We start from the raw sequence: 20692 nt of genomic DNA on the forward strand, positions 1-20692 counted from the left end.
TCACACCACCTCGATCGCGGCCATCAGGCCGGTTTCCATATGGTCCACTACATGGCAATGAAACATCCACACCCCGGGGTTATCCGCCACCAGCGCCACCTGGGCGCGTTCATTGCGGCCCAGCAGGTAGGTATCGGTGAAATACGGCACCACCTTGCGGGTGCTGGAAGCCAGCACCTTGAAGGTCATGCCGTGCAGGTGGATCGGGTGCTGGTACTGGCTCATGTTCTTCAATTCGAAAATATAGCTCTTGCCCAGCGCCAGCCGGGCGATGGGCCGGTCAGCGCAGGTCTTGTCAGTGATGTCCCAGGCCTGGCCGTTGATCTGCCAGAAGCTGGGCGGGCGGCCATTATCCCCTGAAACCGACACCGAGCCCACCCATTCGAAGTTGAAAAGCAGTTTTTCTGCGCCCGCCACGTCCGGCTCGGCCACCGGGTTGGGCGGCAGCGCCCGAGGCCAGTCACCCCCGGGCTCGCTGCTGGCCACTGAACGCAAGGTGCCCAGGCGCATCGGGCCATCACGCACGGCAATCTCTTCACCCGCCGCTGGCATCTTCACCGCCACGCACGCCCTCATGCCCGGCCCCAGCCAGTACTCCTTGCCGAAGTCGCGCGGCTCGATAGGGTTGCCGTCCAGGGCATACAGGCGCAACTGGGCATTGCCGCGGAAATTCAGGCGGTACGTGGCGGTATTGTCGACATTGAGCAGGCGCACCCGCGCGATCTGCCCCGCAGGCAGGTCCACGGTACCCCGGGGCACGCCGTTGATCGTCGACAGGCGCCCCAGGGTGCCATTGCGCGCGGCTTCGCGGGGCACGGTGAAAGGCAGGAACGCGCCCTGTTCGTCCACGTGCCAACTTTTCAGGCACAGGGTGGCTTCATGCCTGAAACCGCTGGGCTCACGCTCTTCGACGATCAACGGGCCCACCAGCCCGCGGCCCAACTGCTCGGCGCTGGCCACATGGGGGTGGTACCAGAAGCTGCCTGCATCGGGCACACGAAAACGATAGTCGAAGTATTCGCCCGGCAACACCGGCAACTGGGAGACGTGGGGCACGCCGTCCATTTCAAGCGGCAGGCGGATGCCATGCCAGTGAATCGTGGTCGGCACCGGCAACAGATTGACGAAGCGCACGCGCAGCCAATCACCCTGGCGCACGCGCAACTCGGTACCCGGGGCCGAGCCGCCGAATGCCCAGGCCGGGGTGAGGGCACCAGCGACCAGTTCGACATCGAGAGGCGCGGCGATCAACTCGTATTCAGCCGCCACCTGATCAGCGCGTCGCCCCAGCCAGTAACGCGCGCCCAGGCCCGCGCTGATACCGACCACCCCCAGCCCGCTGAGGCCAACAAGCATTTGACGGCGGGTAAGGGGCATCACGAACACCTGGCGTGAAACAGAAAGGGCCCACACCATACACCTGGAAACAGTCCGATCAGCGCTGCGGAAACAGTTTGAAAAACTACTCCCTTCTCCGCCCCCCCATATAACTACCACCGCGCGCCCGAGGGTGGATGCCACTTTATTGGCTTACCTACCTCAGGAGTCAGCCAATGCCTCAAACAGTCGATACAACTGCCGCCCGGGACGCGCTCAAAGCGCTGGCCCAGGCCCTGCCGCCGCTGTGCCCGGACCTGCGCGAAGAAGCCCGGCTGTTCAGCCAGACGCTTCTGGAAAAGCACGACCACGGCGAACTCGAACCCGACCACGTCTGGTTTCACCGCTGGACCAACGCCCAGAGCAGCCCCCGGACCTTCACCGGCTGGGAGCATGTGGGTTGGCCCTACGAGTCCTTGACCTTCCCGCAACTGATCATGCACCGGTTCTACCCCAGTGATCAGGATAACGCGGACAACCTGCAGCAGATGGCCGGGTTCTACACCACCGGTCCACATGACGGCGTTTATGACGAAAAAACCGAAGTACAGCTGATTCCCGCCGACGTCCTGAAGATGTTCTGGGACATAGACTTCAAGTCTTACTACAGCAGGCGGTTGGACACATTCTGGGACCAGAACACCGACAATTATCGCACGCTGGCAAAAGCCAACTATTTGGCCAAGGCCCTCCAGGCGCTGGACGCCAAACACCTGACCTTCAACGAATTCCAAGTGGTGGTGCACGCCGTCGCGGGCGACATCGCCTGGCCGGTCACCCTGGACACCCTGACCAGCGAGGGCAAGGCGGACACCCAGCACGGTCTGAAAGTCTGTGCGTTCGACATCGGCGGTCACGTGGCCACGGACATTTTGCGCATCGTCGACCCCGACGGTTTCCAATACCTGTATGTGCCCGGTGATGCCGTGGCCTTCCACGTGTTCGAGACTTCGCGCGACCTGTACTGGTGGGTGATGAACGAAACCAACCAGGCGGAAAACCGGGCACGCTTCCTGAGCCACTTCTCCAAGGAAGCTCAAGGCGAATCCAAGGATGATACCCGGGGCGTGAACCACATGCTCGACCTGCTGTTCTACGGCTGGGGCAACCATGCCAAGGCCGTCAACACCAACGAACAAGCGCTGACACAGGACGCCTTCACCTACCTGGCCGACGCCATGCGCACGCGCATGTACGCAGACGCCGAGCACTGCCTGGTCTCCAATGCCCAGATCCGCAAGCTGATGTGGGTCGGCTACCTGGATACCTTTGGCAAAACGTTCGGCGGCATGGCCGCAGTCGACTGGCCGGTGACCCTGGCGCTGGTGGGCGCGAGCCTGGCCGACATGGGGCTCAACATCGACGAGGCGGTGCATGCCCATAGCACCGCCGAGCGCAAGGCGGGCGTTATCGGCGCGATCCTCAATGGCATTGACGTATTGTTCAACGGTGCGTTCCTGTTGAAGGAGGCCAAGGCAGCCGCTGCAGAAGTCAGGCCACTGGAAACCGCCGTGGCGGCCGCGAGAGTCGAAGCCTCCCTGCCCGCGCCGCTGAAACCGGTGCCCGACGAAGTCATGCTCAAACCCTTTGAAACCAATGAAATCCTGGTGGGCGATACCGACCTGACGGTGGAGGGCAGGATGCGCGGCGTCCAGCTCAGTGATGAAGGCAACACCTGCATCGAGATCGACGGGCAGACCTACCAGGTACGCTACGTCAAGGAAATGAGCACCTGGGTCATCGTCGACCCGGCCAACCCGTTCTCGTTCTACAAGAACGTGCCGGTAAGGCTCACGCCGGAAGGGACATGGTCGCCCCTGGACCCAGGCGGTCTGAAGGGCGGCGGAAAATTTCTCGGCAAATGGCCATGGGGGCGCGCGGCCATGCCTGCGGATCCGGTCGCGCTGATTCCCGAGTACGCTTATGAAGTCCCCAAGGCAGATCGTCCGCTTCTCGAAACCTCGGTCAAAGACACCCTGCTGATGTCCAAATTAATGCGGGGAGATGTAATCTTCGGCAGCGACATATCGGTCAGTGTCGCCATCGATCTACGGGAGAAACTGGCCGCCGACGCCGAGGCTTTTTTCAAAGCGATCGAGCCAGTGCCGCGGCCAGAAATACCTGGCATCGCGCCCAATGCAAGCGAAAAGGAAATCATCAACCAGCTGTTTACGAAAACCCAGGGTATCGTCATTGGCGAAGCACACGACTGTATCGCCAGCAAGAAATTTCTGATCGACAACATGGAACTGCTGGCCAGCCAGAACGTGCGCACGCTCTACATGGAGCATTTGTTCACCGACTTCCATCAAGCGGACCTTGAAGCGTTCGGCCGTACCGGAACGATGTCGGATGACCTGAGTGCCTACTTGAAGGATCAGGACATTGGCCAGAGAACCGACCGCAGCGGCCGTTACAACTTTACCGCACTCGTAAGGACCGCCGCCAAGCACCATATACGGGTGCAGGCCATCGATTGCCTGGCCAGTTACTTTCCCAAGGGGATTGCGGCACGCGAGTTCGCCAGCGCTCGGATCAAAATGATGAATTTCTATGCCAGCAAGGTCATTCGGGCCGAGCAGAGCATTCGCAATGGCGGCAACTGGGTGGCCCTGGTCGGCAGCTCGCACGCCAATACGTTTGAAGGGGTAGCCGGCGTCGCCGAACTGGAGGGTGCCATCGGGCTGCGCATTCAGGACCCCGACCCTGGAGCCTTTCGAGGTATCAAGGTAGACCCGGGCGCAAACGGCACGGATGCGATGAACAGCAGGGACTACTTCGTCAAGAGCGACCTGGTCTACTACGGCGGCAAAGTCGACATCACCTCTGTGGCGCAGAACTTCGAGGCGCGCCTGCCAAACCCGGGCATGTTCGCGATCGACTCCAGCACCATGGACATCGTGCACCGCAGCAGGGATGGCGTGCTGGTGCGCACGCCGATCATACAGGACGGCGCGAACTACTATATTCAGCGCCCACAATGGACGTTCGTGCATGAACGCCGCTTTGACAGCATCAACGAATTGGCCATAGGGCTACGGATGACCGGGCTGAAGTGGACCCCCTGATAAAAACCACCGCGGGGGCTTGCCCCCGCGGCGTGTTACGACCTCCGCAGACCATGCGGCAAACGGCCATTAGCACATCCGCCCTAATTGATCCCCAAGGTCCTTCGACATTAAGTCCTCGGGCAAACCGAGGGCCGTATCGGAGCTCTCCATCTGCCCGATTCACGGCGCTGCCAACTGTACCCAGGAAGGACCTTATGAACTTACGCTGCACAACTCTCGCCTTGACGCTGCTCGCCTCATCGACACTCGGCCTGGCCGGCTGCCAGGTGGTGAAGCCATCGGAAAATGACCTCAAGAGCCGTGCCCAGACCAGCATCGGCAAGCCGATTACCCGAATCTCGAACGTGCGCAACGACAGTAGCACAACCTATTTCACCGCCAACACAGCGAGCGCCGAATACTCATGCGAGCTGCCAAGCGGCCCGATGGTCGCGCTGGGGTCGATGGGCATGGGAATGGGCGCCCAATGCACCAAGCAATAAACAACCGGCGTCCTGCCGCCGTGCAGCAGCTGCGCAACTGAGCGTCACACACCATCGATACCCACCCGGCGGGCCGCTGACGTACGCTGTTCCAAAACGGGCCCAGGGAGCGCACGCCATGCCATGCCGGATCATCATAGCCGACGACCACCCCATGTTTCGCCAGGCCATGGTCCATACCGTGCAGCGGCTGGTGCCTGAGGCAGCCATAGAACAGGCCGGCGACTTCGACACTGTCCGCGCACAGGTGGTGACCGGAGCGCCGGTCGATACATTGCTGCTCGACCTGCGCTTCCCCGGCCTGACCTGCATGAGCCATCTGGCAGACCTGCGGCAACAACTGCCACGCACCACGATCATCGTGGTGTCGATGGTGGACGACCCCGAGCTGATCGAACAGGTGATGAGCTGCGGCATCGATGGTTTCATCGGCAAGAACATTGCCCCCGGCGAATTCATCGAGGCGCTGCTGGCTATTCGTGCAGGTGCAATGCTGGTCAGATACGAACCATCGGGCCTGTTGCCGCTGGCCACCCCAGCGCTGACGAACCGCCAGCAAGCGGTATTGCGCCTGATCGCCCAGGGCAAGACCAACAAGGAAATCGCCAGGGCCCTTGATATTTCGCCCTTCACCGTGCGCATTCATGTGTCATCGTTGTCGCGCAGCCTGAACGTGCCATCCCGGGCTGCGGCAGCGGTGAAATTCCTGAGCTAGCCGCCCTCCCCTGTCCTGCATCGCGCTATCGTGCGTCATGCGCACTGCAACCTTGCACGTAACGGCATTTATCAATACCTGAGCAAAGAGCACCATGAGGCCATCGGCCGCGTGCGGGCCTTCTTTTCGTATTGAGGAACTGGTGTTTTGGCAACCATCGAAGTCACCCCGAGAAGCATGTACTACGGCAGCTCCGTTGCCCTGCTGGTCACGCTCAATGAAGACGGTTCGGAAAACATCGCGCCCATGTCGTCAACCTGGTCACTGCGCAACAGGATTGTGCTGGGCATGGGTGCGGCTTCCAGGACCGTCGCCAACCTGCGACGCCTCCCCGAACTGACGATCAACCTTCCCAGCGCCTCCATGTGGCAACAGGTCGAAAGGCTTTCAGGGCTGACAGGGATGCCCGAGGTACCGGAACACAAGGCCGGGCAGTTTCGCTTCGAGCAGGACAAGTGGCATGCCGCGGAGCTCAACCGCACCGCGTCGACAGGCGTGCGCCCCGGCCGAATTACCGAGTGCCCGATCCAGATGGAAGCCGTGGTCGAAAGCACGATGCTGATCGATGAAGCGCCTGAGGGCTTCCTGGTCGTTGCCGCACGCGTCGAGGCCATGCATGTACACGAACATATCGCGTTGGCAGACGGCGCCGGGGTCGACCCGGACTCATGGGAGCCACTGATTTTCAGCTTTCGCAGTTATCGCAGTGCGGAACGTGAAGTGGGCCGGATGAGCAGAGGGGTTCGCAAATAATCCGAGCTTGGCCCGGCGTTCCACAGCCTTGTTGCGGCGGACCTGGCCGCGTCAGCAGTGAATGCGGTATGCCTGACACCACGCGGCGCCTGTGACGCGGCCAGGTCCGCTGCAGAAAACCGAAATACAAGTCACGTGGCGCCGTTAAATACACTACACCCGGAAACAAGAAAGCCCGCGATTACGCGGGCCTCCGAGGTATTTGTTGCCGTTTGATGCCGGCCTATGCCAGAGGTGGGATCATTCCCACTCGATCGTGGCAGGCGGCTTGCTCGACACGTCGTAAGTCACGCGCGAAATACCTTCGATCTCGTTGATGATACGGCCGCTGACGGTTTCCAGCAGCTCGTACGGCAGGTGTGCCCAACGGGCGGTCATGAAGTCGATGGTTTCCACCGCACGCAGGGCAACTACCCAGGCGTAACGACGGCCGTCACCTACCACGCCTACCGATTTCACCGGCTGGAACACCACGAACGCCTGGCTGACCTTGTGGTACCAGTCGGCCTTGCGCAGTTCTTCGATGAAGATGTGGTCGGCGCGACGCAGCAGGTCGGCGTATTCCTTCTTCACTTCACCCAGGATACGCACGCCCAGGCCCGGGCCCGGGAATGGGTGGCGGTAGACCATGTCGTACGGCAGGCCCAGTTCCAGGCCAAGGCGACGAACCTCGTCCTTGAACAGTTCACGCAGCGGCTCGACCAGCTTGAGGTTCATTTCCTCAGGCAGGCCACCCACGTTGTGGTGGGACTTGATCACGTGAGCCTTGCCGCTCTTGGCGCCAGCCGACTCGATGACGTCGGGGTAGATGGTGCCCTGGGCCAGGTACTTGATGTTGTCCAGCTTGCAGGATTCGGCATCGAACACGTCGATGAAGGTACGGCCGATGATCTTGCGCTTCTTCTCAGGGTCGGCTTCACCGGCCAGGTTGTTCAGGAACTGGTCTTCGGCGTTGGCGCGGATCACCTTGACGCCCATGTTCTCGGCGAACATGGCCATCACTTGCTCGCCTTCGTGCAGGCGCAGCAGGCCGTTGTCAACGAACACGCAGGTCAGCTGGTCACCGATGGCCTTGTGCAGCAGGGCTGCGACCACCGAGGAATCGACGCCGCCGGACAGGCCCAGCAGGACGTTGTCGGTGCCGACCTGGGCGCGGATGGTGGCGATGGCGTCTTCAGCGATCTTCGACGGCGTCCACAGGGCTTCGCACCCGCAGATGTCGAGGATGAAGCGCGACAGGATGCGACCACCCTGCTTGGTGTGGGTCACTTCCGGGTGGAACTGCACGCCGTAGTAGCCGCGGCTGTCGTCGACCATGCCGGCGATCGGGCAGCTCGGGGTGCTGGCCAGCACGTGGAAGCCTTCCGGGATCTTGGTGACCTTGTCACCGTGGCTCATCCACACGTCCAGGCCGAAGACGCCGTCGGCGTCGACGTGGTCTTCGATGCCGTCCAGGATGCGGCTCTTGCCGACCACGTCGACACGGGCGTAGCCGAACTCACGCAGCTCGGAGCCTTCGACCTTGCCGCCCAGTTGCTCGGCCATGGTCTGCATGCCGTAGCAGATGCCGAATACCGGCACGCCCAGGTCCCATACCGCTTGCGGTGCGCGCGGGCTGTTGGCTTCGTGCACGGACTCCGGGCCACCGGCCAGGATGATGCCGCGCGGGGCGAATTCGCGAATCGCTTCGTCGTCCATGTCGAAGGGGTGCAGCTCGCAGTACACGCCGATTTCGCGCACGCGACGGGCGATCAGCTGGGTGTACTGGGAACCGAAGTCCAGAATCAGGATTCGGTGGGCGTGAATGTCGAGGGCCATGACTATTTCTCGTCAGTGGTAATCGGAAACAACACGGGGCTGCATTGAACAGCCCCGCCTTTAAATTCAGCAGGCGCCCGGGGCAATAGCCACGGGCGCCCGGGCGTCAGCCGACGCGATAGTTCGGCGCTTCCTTGGTGATCTGCACGTCGTGGACGTGAGATTCGGCCATGCCGGCACCGGTGATACGCACGAATTCAGGCTTGGTGCGCATCTCTTCGATGTTGGCGCTGCCGGTGTAACCCATGGAAGAACGCAGGCCACCCATCAGTTGGTGGATGATCGCGGTCAGGGAACCCTTGTACGGTACGCGGCCTTCGATGCCTTCCGGTACCAGCTTCTCGGCGCCAGCGGCCGAATCCTGGAAGTAACGGTCGGACGAGCCCTGGGCCTGGGACATGGCGCCCAGCGAACCCATGCCGCGGTAAGCCTTGTACGAACGGCCCTGGAACAGCTCGATCTCGCCCGGGGCTTCTTCGGTACCGGCGAACATCGAACCCATCATCACGCACGAGGCGCCAGCGACGATGGCCTTGGACAGGTCACCGGAGAAGCGGATACCGCCGTCGGCGATCAGCGGCACGCCCGAACCTTCCAGCGCGGCGGCGACGTTGGCGATGGCGCTGATCTGCGGCACGCCGACACCGGCGACGATACGGGTGGTGCAGATGGAGCCAGGGCCGATACCGACCTTGACCGCATCGGCGCCGGCTTCAACCAGGGCCTTGGCCGCGGCGCCAGTGGCAATGTTGCCACCGATGACCTGGACCTGCGGGTAGTTGTCCTTCACCCAGCGAACGCGGTCGATCACGCCTTTGGAGTGACCGTGAGCGGTGTCGACCACCACCACGTCAACACCGGCGGCTACCAGGGCGGCAACGCGCTCGCCGGTGTCCTTGCCGGTACCGACGGCAGCGCCGACGCGCAGGCGGGCCTGGTCGTCCTTGCTGGCCAGTGGGTAGGCCTTGGCTTTTTCGATGTCCTTGACGGTCATCATGCCCTTGAGGTGGAACTTGTCGTCCACGATCAGGACTTTTTCCAGGCGGTGCTTGTGCAGCAGCTCGCGCACTTCGTTCTTGTCGGCGCCTTCGCGCACGGTGACCAGGCGCTCTTTGGGCGTCATCACTTCGCGAACGGTGGCTTCCAGACGGGTTTCGAAACGCACGTCACGGGAGGTGACGATACCGACCAGGTCACCGTCGTGCAGTACTGGCACGCCGGAGATGTTGTGCTGGCGGGTCAGCTCGAACAGGTCACGTACCGTGGCGCCAGCCTCGATGGTGATCGGGTCCTTGACCACGCCGGCCTCGAACTTCTTGACCTTGCGCACTTCGGCAGCTTGCTGCTCGATGGTCATGTTCTTGTGGATGATGCCGATGCCGCCTTCCTGGGCCATGGCAATGGCCAGACGGGCTTCGGTCACGGTATCCATGGCCGCCGAGACCAGGGGAATATTCAGCTCGATGCCACGGGTCAAACGGGTCTTCAGGCTGACTTCATTGGGCAGTACTTCGGAGTAACCGGGTACGAGGAGAATGTCGTCGAAGGTCAGTGCTTCTTGGCTGATACGCAGCATCGCGGGGGCTCCCGAGCGGGAAAAATGGAAGCGCGCCATTATACTCATACATGCCCCGATGCTCAATGTAAACATCAGGGCAATTGCGTCGCACCCTAAAGATCGACGCGCACCACACGCACCTTGCGTTCCAGGCGCTCGCCGAACTCGTAGAGGAATTCGGGCTTGAACCGTGCGTCGGCCCAGCCGTTGAAGATGAACCCCAGGTTGGAAAACGCGCAGGGCTGCAGGAACAGGAAGCCGTTGATGTCATCCTCATGGCGGCATTCGGGGCACATGAAGTTGTCGGTGTGGCCGGGCATCCAGTCTTCCAGGCTGTCGAACAGCGCCTCGCCTATTTCCTGACGGCATTCGGGGCAGCCCGCTTCTTCCTTGAAGTCTTTGGTGGGGGTGAAGATGCAGCGCTTGGTCACCAGTTCGAGGCCGTTGACTGCCTGGCCATAAGGCAACAGGTCCGGGTGCTCCACCACGTTGCGGGCGCCCGGCCCGATGGCGTAGCCCATGCCGTTGCCGGTGCGCCCGCAGGTGGTCAGTTGTTCTTCGATGACGTTTTTCTGCCACAACCAGCGCAACACCCGCCGGGCCTTGCCTTCGCGCCCGGGGAAACTGGAGATCAACGGGACGATAATGCTTTGCGAACTCATGAAGGCAGGCCTGCGGGTAACGTAAATACGCGCAGCATAATGCCATGGGGGCGCAGGTCAAGCGCGCAGCCCCCAGTGCCGCTATCTAGACTTGCACGGCATAGCCGAAATCGATGTCGCTGGCCGCGATACCGCCGCGCATGCCCCAGTTCTCGGCATCATGCTCGTCCAGCAGGATCAGCACTGCCCCCGGCTCAATCGCCAGGGCCCGCGCCAGCCGTTCGACGATATCGGCGTACAACTTGCGCTTGGTGGCCGCTTTTCTCCCCTTGAACAGGGTAATGGTGATCTGCACATAACCGTCCCGGTCACCGGGGGTGCGCAGGGAAGTGGCTGGCAGGTAATGGTAGCGAGCCTGCAGCTCTTCATCACTGACCCCAAATTGCTGCCTGAGGCTGGCATAGACCGCCTCGACCAAGGTCCGCTGCTCGGCCAGGGAGCGCTGGGTCGCATCTTCGATTCTGACGATAGGCATGGTCTTCCCCTTATTCCCGGGCGCCGGAGGTATGGCGCAGAAGGTCTTCGAACAGTTGCCGGTGTTGCTCCAGATCGCCGCTCAAAAACCAGTCCAGAGCGGCATCTCGGTCTTTCTGCGCCTTGTTTTGCGACAGCTTGAAGCGCGCCTCGACCTCACTGGGCACCAACCGCAGCCCGACAATATGGGCAAGGTTGTTCTGCACTCGGGGGTCTGCATCATCGACGCGGTATCGGGAGCCCTGGGCCCCCATTGCCTGGGCGGTGCGGCGCAGGATATCGAGGGCGTACCGATCGCCCTGCACCGTCTGGACCTGGGCTTGCATGTGCACCGCCAGGTAATTCCAGGTAGGCAGTTGCGCACTGCTGTAGCCTTCCGGGGGAATGTAGGCATTGGGCCCGACGAAAAAGACCTGCGCACTGAACGCTTCCCCGGCGAATTGCGGGTTGCGGCGGTCGGCATGGCCGAACAGAGATTGGTCGTGGTCACGCAGCAAGGGGATGTAACTGCTGTAATGCTTGCCTGCCACTGATGAAGTGATCAACGCCAGCGGAAATGCATCGATGAAGCGGCCGATCAGGTCGGCATCGCTGGACCGATGTTCCTGATAATGAAACGGACACAGGCTCATGAAGTGGTCTCGCGCGGAAAACGGGAGGGGTGGGCCACCATCGCTTTCTTCTGGCGACGGCGGTCCCGCTGGATAACCGAGTGCGCCAACCAGCGGACCAGCAGCGCACTGTTGAATGTGGCTTGCGGCAGCGTCGGCATGGGCTCACCCATCAGGTGGTCCACCAACCGCTGCGCCATCAGGCTCGACAAGGCGATACCGCGCCCATTGCAGCCGCTCCAACGGATGATGCGAGGGCCGTGCTGGCGTACCACGGGCATACCCGTGCGGGTCACGCCCACGTAACCGGCCCATAGCTGCCCTGGTGTCCATGGGCCTGGGCCGAACAAGGCCTGCAAGCGCTCGCTCATCAGGCCTGCGGCCGCTGCTGCCCCGCCTGCACCCGGCAGGATGAACGCCCCCGTTATCAAGCGGTTGCCCGTCAGGCGCCGGCAAAACCACATGTCCTTGCGGGCGTCGGAAAAGGGCAGGCAGGCGGTTTCGGGCGGCAGGTCCTCGCAGGTAAACGTCCCCAGGCCCAGCGCGATACGGCCGATGGGCCGCCGAGTCGCCTGGCTGGCACCCGTGCCATAGGCATTTGCAGCCAGGAGCACGCGACCGGCGCGGATGTCCCCTTGTGGGGTATGGACGGTGACCCCCTGCCCACGCACCGTGGTGTTCAACGCGCTGCACTGCTCAACGATACAGCCACCCAGCGCCATCACGGCGTCGGCCAACTGGTGCAGCAGGGCCAAAGGATCTACACCGCCCCCACCCTTGAACAGCAAGGCCTCGGGGTAATATCGCGTGCCTGCGAGTGCGCCCAGGCGCTGGCCCTCCACGCATTCAGCGTCAATGCCCAGCGCCTGCCATTGCCTGGCCAGGTGCCGAAGGCTGCCCAGGGGCGGTTGCGCAAAGGGCTGCAGCCAGCCCTGGCGCACCACCTGCGGGCCGCCCCGGCTCAAGGCCTGCCGTGCGGCCTGTTGCAAGGCCCGCACATACGGCCCCGCAGCGTCGCCCAGCAGTGCGTTGAGTGTATCGGGGCCATGCCGGGCCGGCACGGGCACGACAAAGCCTGAATTGCGGCCGCTGGCCCCTGCCCCCAGTTCCCCCGCCTCGAGTACCGTGACGCTGCACCCGTGGTGCAGTGCATGCAGCGCAGCGCTGAGCCCGCCGATGCCGCCCCCTACGATCACCATGTCGCTGTGCGCAGGCAACGGGCTGGCGCCGCGCAGCGCAGGTACGCTGCCTTGCCATGTCGAGGGCGCGTCCAGCAAAGCGTGCAATGCGGCATCAACCATAGCGCTGGCGCTCCGCTCCATGCTCGAATTGGCCCAACAGCGAATCGACGATGGTCTGCGACCGGATCGCCAGCAAGCTGAATGACCCCGCATCGCCCATACCGTGGGAAGACTCGCACAAGCCGTTGAGGTAGGTCGGGAGGCCGCCCTGCAGTTGCACCTGATAGTCTCGGCCAATGGCCAGAGCGTCCTTGTCGCCTGCCACCCCGAGCAATAACGGTGGGCAGGGCTCCTGCCGCTCGCCGTCGCCCAGATCGAGAAAGCCGGTGGCCAATATCACCAGGTCAAACGCGCCCTGCTGGACGGTGCCCTGCAGAAAGTGCCGCGCCTGTACCGTTACAGCGTCGGCCGTCGCCGCGCACTCGATGATTTCATGGCAGGTATTGATCCGCAGGCGGTCCCCGCCCAGCAACTGCTGCTCGTAACGGCGCAGGTAAAGCTGGTTGAGCACGTCGATATCGGCCGAGGAATAGTTGGTGGCCGCCAACTCGTTGCGCAGGCGTCGCTTGTTGGCGGGGCTGGCCTGATGGAAGGTGTCGACGAAGGCGGGAAAATACACTTCATCGGAGAACGGGCTGGTGTCCTTCTGGCGAAAACCGAAGTTGCGGGTATAGCCCGTCACCTGGCTCACCCCGGGGTGCTGTTCGGCATGCAAGAGAATTTCCACCGCGCTCTGGCTGCCACCAATGACAGCGACACGGCAACGCGAGCCAGTGGCCGCCACTGCCGCCTCCAGCGCTGGCAGGTAATGGTTCAGGTGCTGCACGCGGGCGTCCCGCACATCGGCGAACGGCGCCGGTATATGGGGCGTACGTCCTGGCGCCAGGACCAGGCTCCTGGCCCGGTACACCTGACCTTCGGCCGTGGTCACCCGATAATGGCGGGGTACCTGAGGCTGGGCTTCGACCAGTTCCACCTGCTGCGCGGCGCGGCCGTAATCCACGCGGGAGGCGAAGAAACCGGCTACCCAACTGACGTACTGGGCGTATTCGAGCCGCAATGGGTAGTGCAACGGCAGGTTCAAATGCTCGTACAGGCGCCCGTTCTCGAACAGAAAGTTGGTGAACGAATAGCGGCTGCGCGGGTTGCGCGGCGTCACCAGGTCCCGCAACGGGTGGTTCTGGATATCGGACCCCGCCAGCAACATATTCGGTTGCCAGGCGGCCCGCGGCTTGCGCTCGATAAACCGCACGCTCAAGTCCGGCGCCAGCTCTTCGAACGCCACCGCCAGGGCAATGTTCGCCGGGCCGAAACCGATGCCCAGCACATCATGCAGCGGGTCGCGAGCACTCATGGCTGCACCTCAGCGAAACCCGGTGCCGGCAATGGCCGTGCGCGGGCTGGAGCACAAGCGGCCAATGCCTGCTCGAAGCGCGCCAGCAACGTCTGGATTTCCAGCGCAGTGATCACCAGCGGCGGCAGGAAGCGCAGCACCGCATTATTGCGCCCACCGCTTTCAATGATCAGCCCCGCCTGCAGGCAGGCCTTCTTGACGCTGGCGGCCAGTTGCGTGGCGCCGCGCGGGTGGCCCAGGGCGTCGGGCTGCGCATCGGCATCCACCAGTTCCACGCCCAGCATCAGGCCGCGCCCGCGCACATCGCCGATACAGGGGTAACGGCTCTGGATGTCCAGCAAGCCCTCCTTGAGTTGCACACCTACCTGCCGAACGTGGGCCAGCAGGTTGGTCTGCTCGATGTACTCCAGCGTCGCCAGGCCGCTGACCAGGGCAATCTGGTTACCGCGGAAGGTGCCTGCATGGGCGCCGGGTTTCCATTGGTCGTACTCGTCCCGGTACAACAGCAATGACAACGGATAGCCGCCACCGATGGCTTTGGATACCACGATGGCATCGGGAACGATACCGGCGTGCTCGAACGCGAACATATCACCGGTACGGCCGATCCCGGACTGCACTTCATCGATGACCAGGGGTACGCCATGGCGCTCGGTGATCTCCCTGACACCCTTGAGCCAAGGCGCACTGGCGGGAATGCAGCCCCCTTCGCCCTGAACCGCCTCCAGCAGCACCAGCGCCGGCTTGCATACGCCGCTTTCCGGATCACTGAGTGCCGTTTCCAACATGGCCAGGCTCAGCCGCTCGGTTTCAAGTGCATCCACCTGCGCACCGAAGGGGCTGCGGAAGGTGTAGGGGTAAGGCAGAAACTGGATCTCGCCGGGCACTCCTGAAATGGCCTGGCGTGGGGCGACGTTGCCCATCATGCCGAGCGTACCATGGGTCATGCCGTGGTAGGCGCCCTGGAACACCAGCACCGAACGGCGGCCGGTGGCGGTCTTGAACAGTTTCAGCGCGGCCTCCACCCCATCGGCGCCCGTGGGGCCGCAGAACTGCACCTTGGCCTGCGTGGCAAAAGCGCGAGGCAAACACTGGAACAGTTTATCCACGAATGCCAGCCGCGCTGGCGTCGCCAGGTCCAGTGCCTGCTGCAACTGGCCCGACTGCAGAAATTCGATCACCCGCCGCTGGATGAAGGGATGGTTGTGGCCCAGGGCCAATGCCCCGGCGCAGCACAGGCAATCGAGGTACTGACGCCCTTCGCTGTCGGTCACCTGGGCGAGTGCGCCATGGCTCAATACCCCCGGGAAGTTGCGCGAATAGGTTCTGGCATTGGATTCACGCTCAATGAAACGCTCAAGTGGCTGCATGGTCATGGCTGGCTCCTGCTCACAGTGATACCGCGCGGATGGTCTGTTCAAGTTGCCCGGGGGCGCGCCGGGCCTCGCCCAGCTCGCGCAACCAACGCCGGTATTCAAAGCCCAGGCGGTCGCTGGTCACGTGCATCTCAGCCTTGGGGTCCAGGGGCAGGCGGGCGGGGCGTTGTGACTCGACGATATGGCGGTCCTGCTCGAACACGGTGTTCTGCCGCGCCAGGATCTGATCAAGGGTCAACTCGGGGCCGAAGTTGATCGCCACGATCAGCCAGATGATGCAGGCCTTCTCGTCCACCGGGGTGGCATTGAAGAAGGTGCAGAAGCGCTCGACCTCACCGGTCTTCTTCTTGAAGTAGGCCGTGGTCGGGTTGAACACCGAATAGGTGTAGCGCGCAGTCACCGGGATGCCGCGGTGATCGCCGAAGGGTTGGAATACACTGATTTCCGATGAATGCAGGCCCCGCTCGTCCTGGCTGACGGTGTATTTCTTCAGCGGCTCCGGTGCGTCCGGCAAGCCGTTGAGGTGGGCGTGTACGAAAGGAAAATGCGAGGCATCGATGAAGTTTTCCAGCGCCCGCAGCGCATTGGCCTGGTAGTGATAAGGCCCGGCATAGACCTTGCGAAAACTGTCATCGTCCCACTGTGGCAGTTCGGGCAGTGGCCGTTCGGGCCGCACCAGGCTGGCCCAGACATAACCGTAACGCTCCTCGGCATAGTGCTTGAAGATCAGCCGGTCCGAAGCCGGGGCATGTCGGTCGGGGTGCGCCGGCACCAGGGTGCAGTCCCCCTGCCCGTCGTAGCGCCAGCCGTGATACGGGCATTCGATCTCGCCCTTCTTCACGCAGCCCAGCGAGAGCCGTGCGCCGCGGTGGCCGCAGTAGTCTTTCCAGGCATGAATGCCCCCGCTGCCGTCGCGCCACAACACCAGGTCTTCGCCCAGCAGCCTGACAGCCGTGGGCCGCTCGGCGCTGACATCTTCACTGCGCGCAACCACGTGCCATTGGTTTTCCAAGGCCTTGTAATCCAGCTCTTCGCGATTCCATCCACTGTCGTAAAGCATGTCCCGCTCCATTTTCAGTCTGAACCTGCCCGTGACAGCCTCTCGGGGGGCTGCCGGGACCAGCGTGGTGGCTTAACGGATTTCGTGTTGCGCGGGTTCGAACCGCCATCCCGAGCCCGGGGCCCAGCCCTGCTCGTTGTAATCGGCCAGGCAGCGCTCGACCAGGTCGGTACACTGGGCCAGCACCCCGGCGCTTTCGCAGTGGCGCAGCATGTCCAGGCGCACCTGCTCATTGTTGCCGGCGTAGTTGTGCTCGTAGAGCTCGTGGCGACCGGCGAACTCACTGCCCAAGGCGTCCCACAGCAACTTGACCAGCTTCATTCGCTCACCAGCGCTCTGGTCGGTGCCCTGGTAATAGAGGTCTATCAAGGGACGAACCTCCGGGTTGCCCATATCCAGCCAACTGGCGGTCTGCATGATGGGCGAGCCGCCCAGGATGGTGTTGAACACCGGTTTGAGCTGGCTCATCATCTGCGTGCCGAAGTAACGCACCGTCGCCGCGGCCTCCAGGCGTGGCACTACCGAACCATCGCGCCGGGTCTCGGGGTTCAGGCACAGGTTCTCGGTCAACGACCACATCAGGTTGCGCAACGCGACGATGTCCGCCAGGCGCGTGCGAATGCCACGGAACTGCGCCGAGCCATTGGACTCCAGCACCTTGCTCAACAGCCCGCAGATGAAGTCCATCTTCACCGCCAACCGCGTGCCGGACTGCAGCGGGTAACGATTGAGGAAACCGGACGCGGCATAAAAACTGCGCGCACGCTCGATATCGCGGTAGATCAGCACGTTTTCCCAAGGCACCAGCACGCCGTCGAAGATCAGCACCGAATCGTTTTCGTCGAAACGGCTGGACAGCGGGTGGTCGAACGGGCTCAACGACGCCGCCTCGAATGAGCGGCGGCACATGATCTTGAGGTTGGGTGCGTTCATCGGCAGGATGAAGCACAAGGCGAAATCTTCCTCGGCCCCGGCCTGATAATGGGTGGCGCTGTTCTGCGCGACAAAGGTGGCATTGGACAGCGCCGCGGTGGTGGCGACCATTTTCACGCCGCGCACGATGATGCCCGCGTCAGTCTCTTTTTCCACATGCAGGTAAATGTCGCGCATGTCGGCGATCTGCCGTGCCCTGCCCACCGGTGGGTTGACCAGCACGTGATTGAGGAACATGACCTTGCGCGCCGATTTTCTGTACCAGCTTTGCGCGTTGTCATGAAACGGCGCGTACAAGTCCGGGTCCGAGTGCAGGGTGGCGGTGAAACCTGCTTTATAATCCGGTGTGCGGCCCATGAAGCCGTAAGACAACCGTGACCAATGGGCAATGGCATCCCGAGCCTTGAGCAAGTCCTGCGCGGAACGCGAGGGCATGAAGTAGCGGTGGGTCCGGTAACCATCCGGGTCGATATCGGTCATCACCTCCTGGCTGGCAGGATCATGCAGGGCATCGTATAAGCGCGATAATGAATGCGCACTGTTACGAAACGCCCGGTGTTCGCAAACATTCTCGACACGCTCACCATAGATATACACGTGGCGACCGTCATCAAGGCTGTCCAGAAACTCTGAGCCCGTCATCATTTCATTCGGGTGATTGTTGTCCAAACGCGTTCTCCTATTATCGTTATTGGCGAAGCTTGCGGTTTTCAGGCACGGCACAACCCGCCGCCCAACTCGGAAGTTGGACGAACAGGCACAGGTCATCAGGGGCGCTCAGGCCCGGTACGGGTTCAGCTGAAGTAACGGATAATCAATGCCACGCCAGAGGCGAGCACGACAACATTGATAAGTTTGAGGAATTGTTCACGAGACATCTTCAATGTCAGCCGGCGGCCTATGGCCGTGCCCAGCAACATGCCCGGGGCGAGAAACAGTGCCAGCCACAACAGGCTGCTGTCCAGGTATACCCCTGCCAGGGCAAACAGCACCACCCGGGTCAGGGTACTCAAGCCGATGAGCGTGGTTTGCGTGATGCGCATGGCATTCTTGTCTTTGATCCGGCCGCTCAGATAAATGGCGTAAATGAAACCGCCGCTGCCGAACAAGGCGCTGAACACGCCACCCACCGAGCCGAAGGGAATGGCCGAGGCCGGGGAAAAGGTACGGTCTGGCTTGAGCCCACTGAGTGAATACAGCGAGTAGCCCACCACGAAGATGCCCAGCGCCAGTAGCAGGATATCGGGCCTGGCCTTCAGCAGGATGGCCGCCCCGATCAGGCTCCCCACCACCATCAGCGGGACCAGCCGCCTGAGCTCGCGCCAGTCGGCCTTGCGGCCATCACGGCTGACATTGACCAGTGCGGCGCACAGGTCCATCAACGCGAGTAGCGGAACGATCTTGGCGATGGGGATATACAGCACCAGCACAGGACTGGCGATAAGAGCGGTACCAAATCCGGCGATGCCGAAAATGATATACGCACATAACAGTGCGGCGAAGATAATCGCATAGCCGGGCAACCCGACTGCAAACGCGTCGCTCATTGCATGACTCCATTCGTGTTGTTCTTGTTATCTGGCGTTCCTGCCGATTGACCGTACGCTAACTAAAAGTTTCACGCACACCAATAATACCTTGGTACTAATGGCCAAACGCCATTTCTGTATCGTTTTTAACATGTAACTGCTTCATTTGTGAGAGCCGACTACGGGTTCGTACAATATCGGCGATATCACAATGATCAACCGCTTCATTCAACGGCAGCGTACTGATCATGAATACTTCGCAGCGCGTGTCATACAATACATCCACCAGGTTGAGAAAACGCTGTTGTGCCGCGGGCGACGCCGTGGAAATACGCGGAATGCCTTCGATGATCCAGCGCGGGTAGGTCTTGACCAGCACCAGGTAGTCCATGGTCGCCGTGGGGGCCTCGCAGATATCACTGAAACCAACATGAAGCACCCCTTGCGAGGCTGCCATCACCCGCAGCGGCCGGTGGTTGACCTTAAGTTCGACACGGCTGGCCGTGACCTCGGGCAGGCCCAGTTGGTGGCGTTGGGTGGCGTTGCCCGGAGAGACGAACGCGCCGAGCCCGAACGCATCGCCCTCGCCGCCCAGGCTGCGGTAGTCGACCCCCCCGGCGATCGATACCACGTCCATGTGCGCTTCGATCAAGCGGATGGTCGGCAGAAAACGCTCATGGTAGAGCGGGTTGGGCAGCAAGCCTTCGGGCGGGTAGTTGGAGGTGGTCACCAGCGCGCACTGGCGCGCGAAGATCGCAGTGAACACCCGACTGATCAGCATCGCATCACCGATGTCATGCAGGTGGAACTCGTCGAAGCACAGCAGCTTGCAGCCCTTGAGCATTTCATCCAGGGCGTCCTCCATGCTGCGCTCGCTGCTGGCATTGGCGAAGATGCGCGCATGCAACTCACGGAAAAACTCATGAAAGTGGAAGCGCTTTTTTTCCGCGAGCGCCAGGCGGTCGAAGAAGGCATCCAGCAGAAAGCTTTTGCCCCTGCCCACGGGGCCCCATATATAAAGGCCCTTGGGTTTGCGCGAGGGCAGCAATGATGGGTGCATCACCCGCTCGGCCAGGTGGGCGAGGCGGTTGATGCACGCCCCCTGCTGTTCGTCCAACTGGTAACCGCGCGATGCGGCCATGGCCTCGATGCTGGCGACGATAGGTTGCATATGACGTTCCTTTGCCTTGTCTGCTCCAAGGCTGCGGATGTTAGCGAGATTTTCCAGGTGTCGAAAGCAGGTGACCGAAGTGCGCGCGCCTATCGCGACATCGCCGCAATACCCTTATCATGCCCCCATGAACAGAGACCCTTTCGCCGTACTCGGCCTGGACCGCGAGGTCCTCACTGTCAGCCAGCTCAACGGCCGCGCGCGCGTGCTGCTGGAAGACGTCTTCAGCAGCATCTGGGTAGAGGGCGAGATCTCCAACCTTGCGCGCCCGGCCTCGGGCCACGTGTATTTCACCCTCAAGGACAGCGGCGCCCAAGTGCGTTGTGCGCTGTTCCGCCAGAACGCCCAGCGTGTGCGCCAGGCGCTCAAGGATGGCCTGGCGGTGAAAGTGCGCGGCAAGGTCTCGCTGTTCGAAGGCCGCGGCGACTACCAGCTCATTCTCGACACCGTGGAGCCTGCCGGTGACGGCGCCCTGCGCCTGGCCTTCGACGCCCTGAAGGAAAAGCT

Annotated in this window: 18 protein-coding genes; 5 read left to right on the top strand and 13 right to left on the bottom strand. The window is 62.2% G+C overall.

Annotated elements, in window-relative coordinates:
- A complete protein-coding gene (locus QBK88_RS16410; RefSeq protein ID WP_277962858.1) occupies nt 1-1377 on the bottom strand; it encodes a multicopper oxidase family protein in 1377 nt (458 codons plus the stop codon).
- 176 nt (nt 1378-1553) lie between these two features.
- On the opposite strand from QBK88_RS16410, the gene QBK88_RS16415 reads away from it, so the two are divergent.
- The 4 genes from QBK88_RS16415 to QBK88_RS16430 all read left to right on the top strand — a co-directional run bounded on the left by QBK88_RS16415 (nt 1554) and on the right by QBK88_RS16430 (nt 6398).
- Complete coding sequence (locus tag QBK88_RS16415) at nt 1554-4445, top strand: membrane-targeted effector domain-containing toxin (RefSeq protein WP_277962859.1); 2892 nt, start codon at nt 1554-1556, stop codon at nt 4443-4445.
- 197 nt (nt 4446-4642) lie between these two features.
- Nucleotides 4643-4930, top strand: a complete 288-nt coding sequence (locus tag QBK88_RS16420; protein WP_277962860.1) for a hypothetical protein — start codon at nt 4643-4645, stop codon at nt 4928-4930.
- 118 nt (nt 4931-5048) lie between these two features.
- On the top strand, nt 5049-5645 hold the full coding sequence (locus tag QBK88_RS16425) for a response regulator transcription factor (RefSeq protein ID WP_277962861.1): 597 nt from the start codon (nt 5049-5051) through the stop codon (nt 5643-5645).
- A gap of 147 nt (nt 5646-5792) precedes the next feature.
- Nucleotides 5793-6398 carry a flavin reductase family protein gene (locus QBK88_RS16430; RefSeq protein ID WP_277962862.1) on the top strand — a complete coding sequence of 202 codons (606 nt, stop codon included), beginning with the start codon at nt 5793-5795 and terminating at the stop codon, nt 6396-6398.
- Between the two features lie 240 nt (nt 6399-6638).
- On the opposite strand, the gene guaA is transcribed toward QBK88_RS16430, so the two are convergent.
- From guaA to zapE, 12 genes are all read right to left on the bottom strand, one after another.
- Nucleotides 6639-8216 (bottom strand): glutamine-hydrolyzing GMP synthase, encoded by a 1578-nt coding sequence (guaA, locus tag QBK88_RS16435; protein WP_277962863.1) that lies wholly within the window; start codon nt 8214-8216, stop codon nt 6639-6641.
- 106 nt (nt 8217-8322) lie between these two features.
- Nucleotides 8323-9792 carry an IMP dehydrogenase gene (gene guaB, locus QBK88_RS16440; protein ID WP_277962864.1) on the bottom strand — a complete coding sequence of 490 codons (1470 nt, stop codon included), beginning with the start codon at nt 9790-9792 and terminating at the stop codon, nt 8323-8325.
- A gap of 95 nt (nt 9793-9887) precedes the next feature.
- Nucleotides 9888-10436, bottom strand: coding sequence for a sugar ABC transporter ATPase (locus QBK88_RS16445; protein ID WP_277962865.1), 549 nt, complete (start codon nt 10434-10436; stop codon nt 9888-9890).
- Between the two features lie 85 nt (nt 10437-10521).
- Complete coding sequence (locus QBK88_RS16450; protein ID WP_277962866.1) at nt 10522-10911, bottom strand: tautomerase family protein; 390 nt, start codon at nt 10909-10911, stop codon at nt 10522-10524.
- Nucleotides 10912-10921: 10 nt separating this feature from the next.
- Nucleotides 10922-11542 carry an FMN-binding negative transcriptional regulator gene (locus QBK88_RS16455; RefSeq protein WP_277962867.1) on the bottom strand — a complete coding sequence of 207 codons (621 nt, stop codon included), beginning with the start codon at nt 11540-11542 and terminating at the stop codon, nt 10922-10924.
- A complete protein-coding gene (locus tag QBK88_RS16460; protein WP_277962868.1) occupies nt 11539-12822 on the bottom strand; it encodes an FAD-dependent oxidoreductase in 1284 nt (427 codons plus the stop codon). Before QBK88_RS16460 ends, QBK88_RS16455 begins: the two co-directional genes overlap by 4 nt.
- Nucleotides 12815-14116, bottom strand: a complete 1302-nt coding sequence (locus QBK88_RS16465; RefSeq protein ID WP_277962869.1) for a SidA/IucD/PvdA family monooxygenase — start codon at nt 14114-14116, stop codon at nt 12815-12817. The genes QBK88_RS16460 and QBK88_RS16465 overlap by 8 nt, the downstream gene beginning before the upstream one ends.
- Nucleotides 14113-15492, bottom strand: coding sequence for a diaminobutyrate--2-oxoglutarate transaminase family protein (locus QBK88_RS16470; RefSeq protein ID WP_277962870.1), 1380 nt, complete (start codon nt 15490-15492; stop codon nt 14113-14115). Before QBK88_RS16470 ends, QBK88_RS16465 begins: the two co-directional genes overlap by 4 nt.
- A gap of 13 nt (nt 15493-15505) precedes the next feature.
- Nucleotides 15506-16552: an aromatic ring-hydroxylating oxygenase subunit alpha gene (locus QBK88_RS16475; RefSeq protein ID WP_277962871.1), complete on the bottom strand. Its 1047-nt coding sequence runs from the start codon at nt 16550-16552 to the stop codon at nt 15506-15508.
- Between the two features lie 72 nt (nt 16553-16624).
- The gene (locus tag QBK88_RS16480) at nt 16625-18253 is read right to left on the bottom strand and encodes a 4-hydroxyphenylacetate 3-hydroxylase family protein (protein WP_445764949.1); all 1629 of its coding nucleotides are present in this window, start codon (nt 18251-18253) and stop codon (nt 16625-16627) included.
- 26 nt (nt 18254-18279) lie between these two features.
- Nucleotides 18280-19032: a sulfite exporter TauE/SafE family protein gene (locus tag QBK88_RS16485; protein ID WP_277962872.1), complete on the bottom strand. Its 753-nt coding sequence runs from the start codon at nt 19030-19032 to the stop codon at nt 18280-18282.
- Nucleotides 19033-19129: 97 nt separating this feature from the next.
- Entirely contained in the window at nt 19130-20185 is a 1056-nt protein-coding gene (gene zapE / locus QBK88_RS16490; RefSeq protein ID WP_277962873.1) for a cell division protein ZapE, read from the bottom strand.
- A gap of 127 nt (nt 20186-20312) precedes the next feature.
- Here zapE and QBK88_RS16495 point away from each other — a divergent pair.
- The coding region (locus tag QBK88_RS16495; RefSeq protein ID WP_277962874.1) for an exodeoxyribonuclease VII large subunit at nt 20313-20692 on the top strand (380 nt) is incomplete at its 3' end.

Origin of the sequence: Pseudomonas sp. RIT-To-2 (assembly GCF_029623465.1) — a bacterium.
Lineage (GTDB): Bacteria > Pseudomonadota > Gammaproteobacteria > Pseudomonadales > Pseudomonadaceae > Aquipseudomonas > Aquipseudomonas silvicola.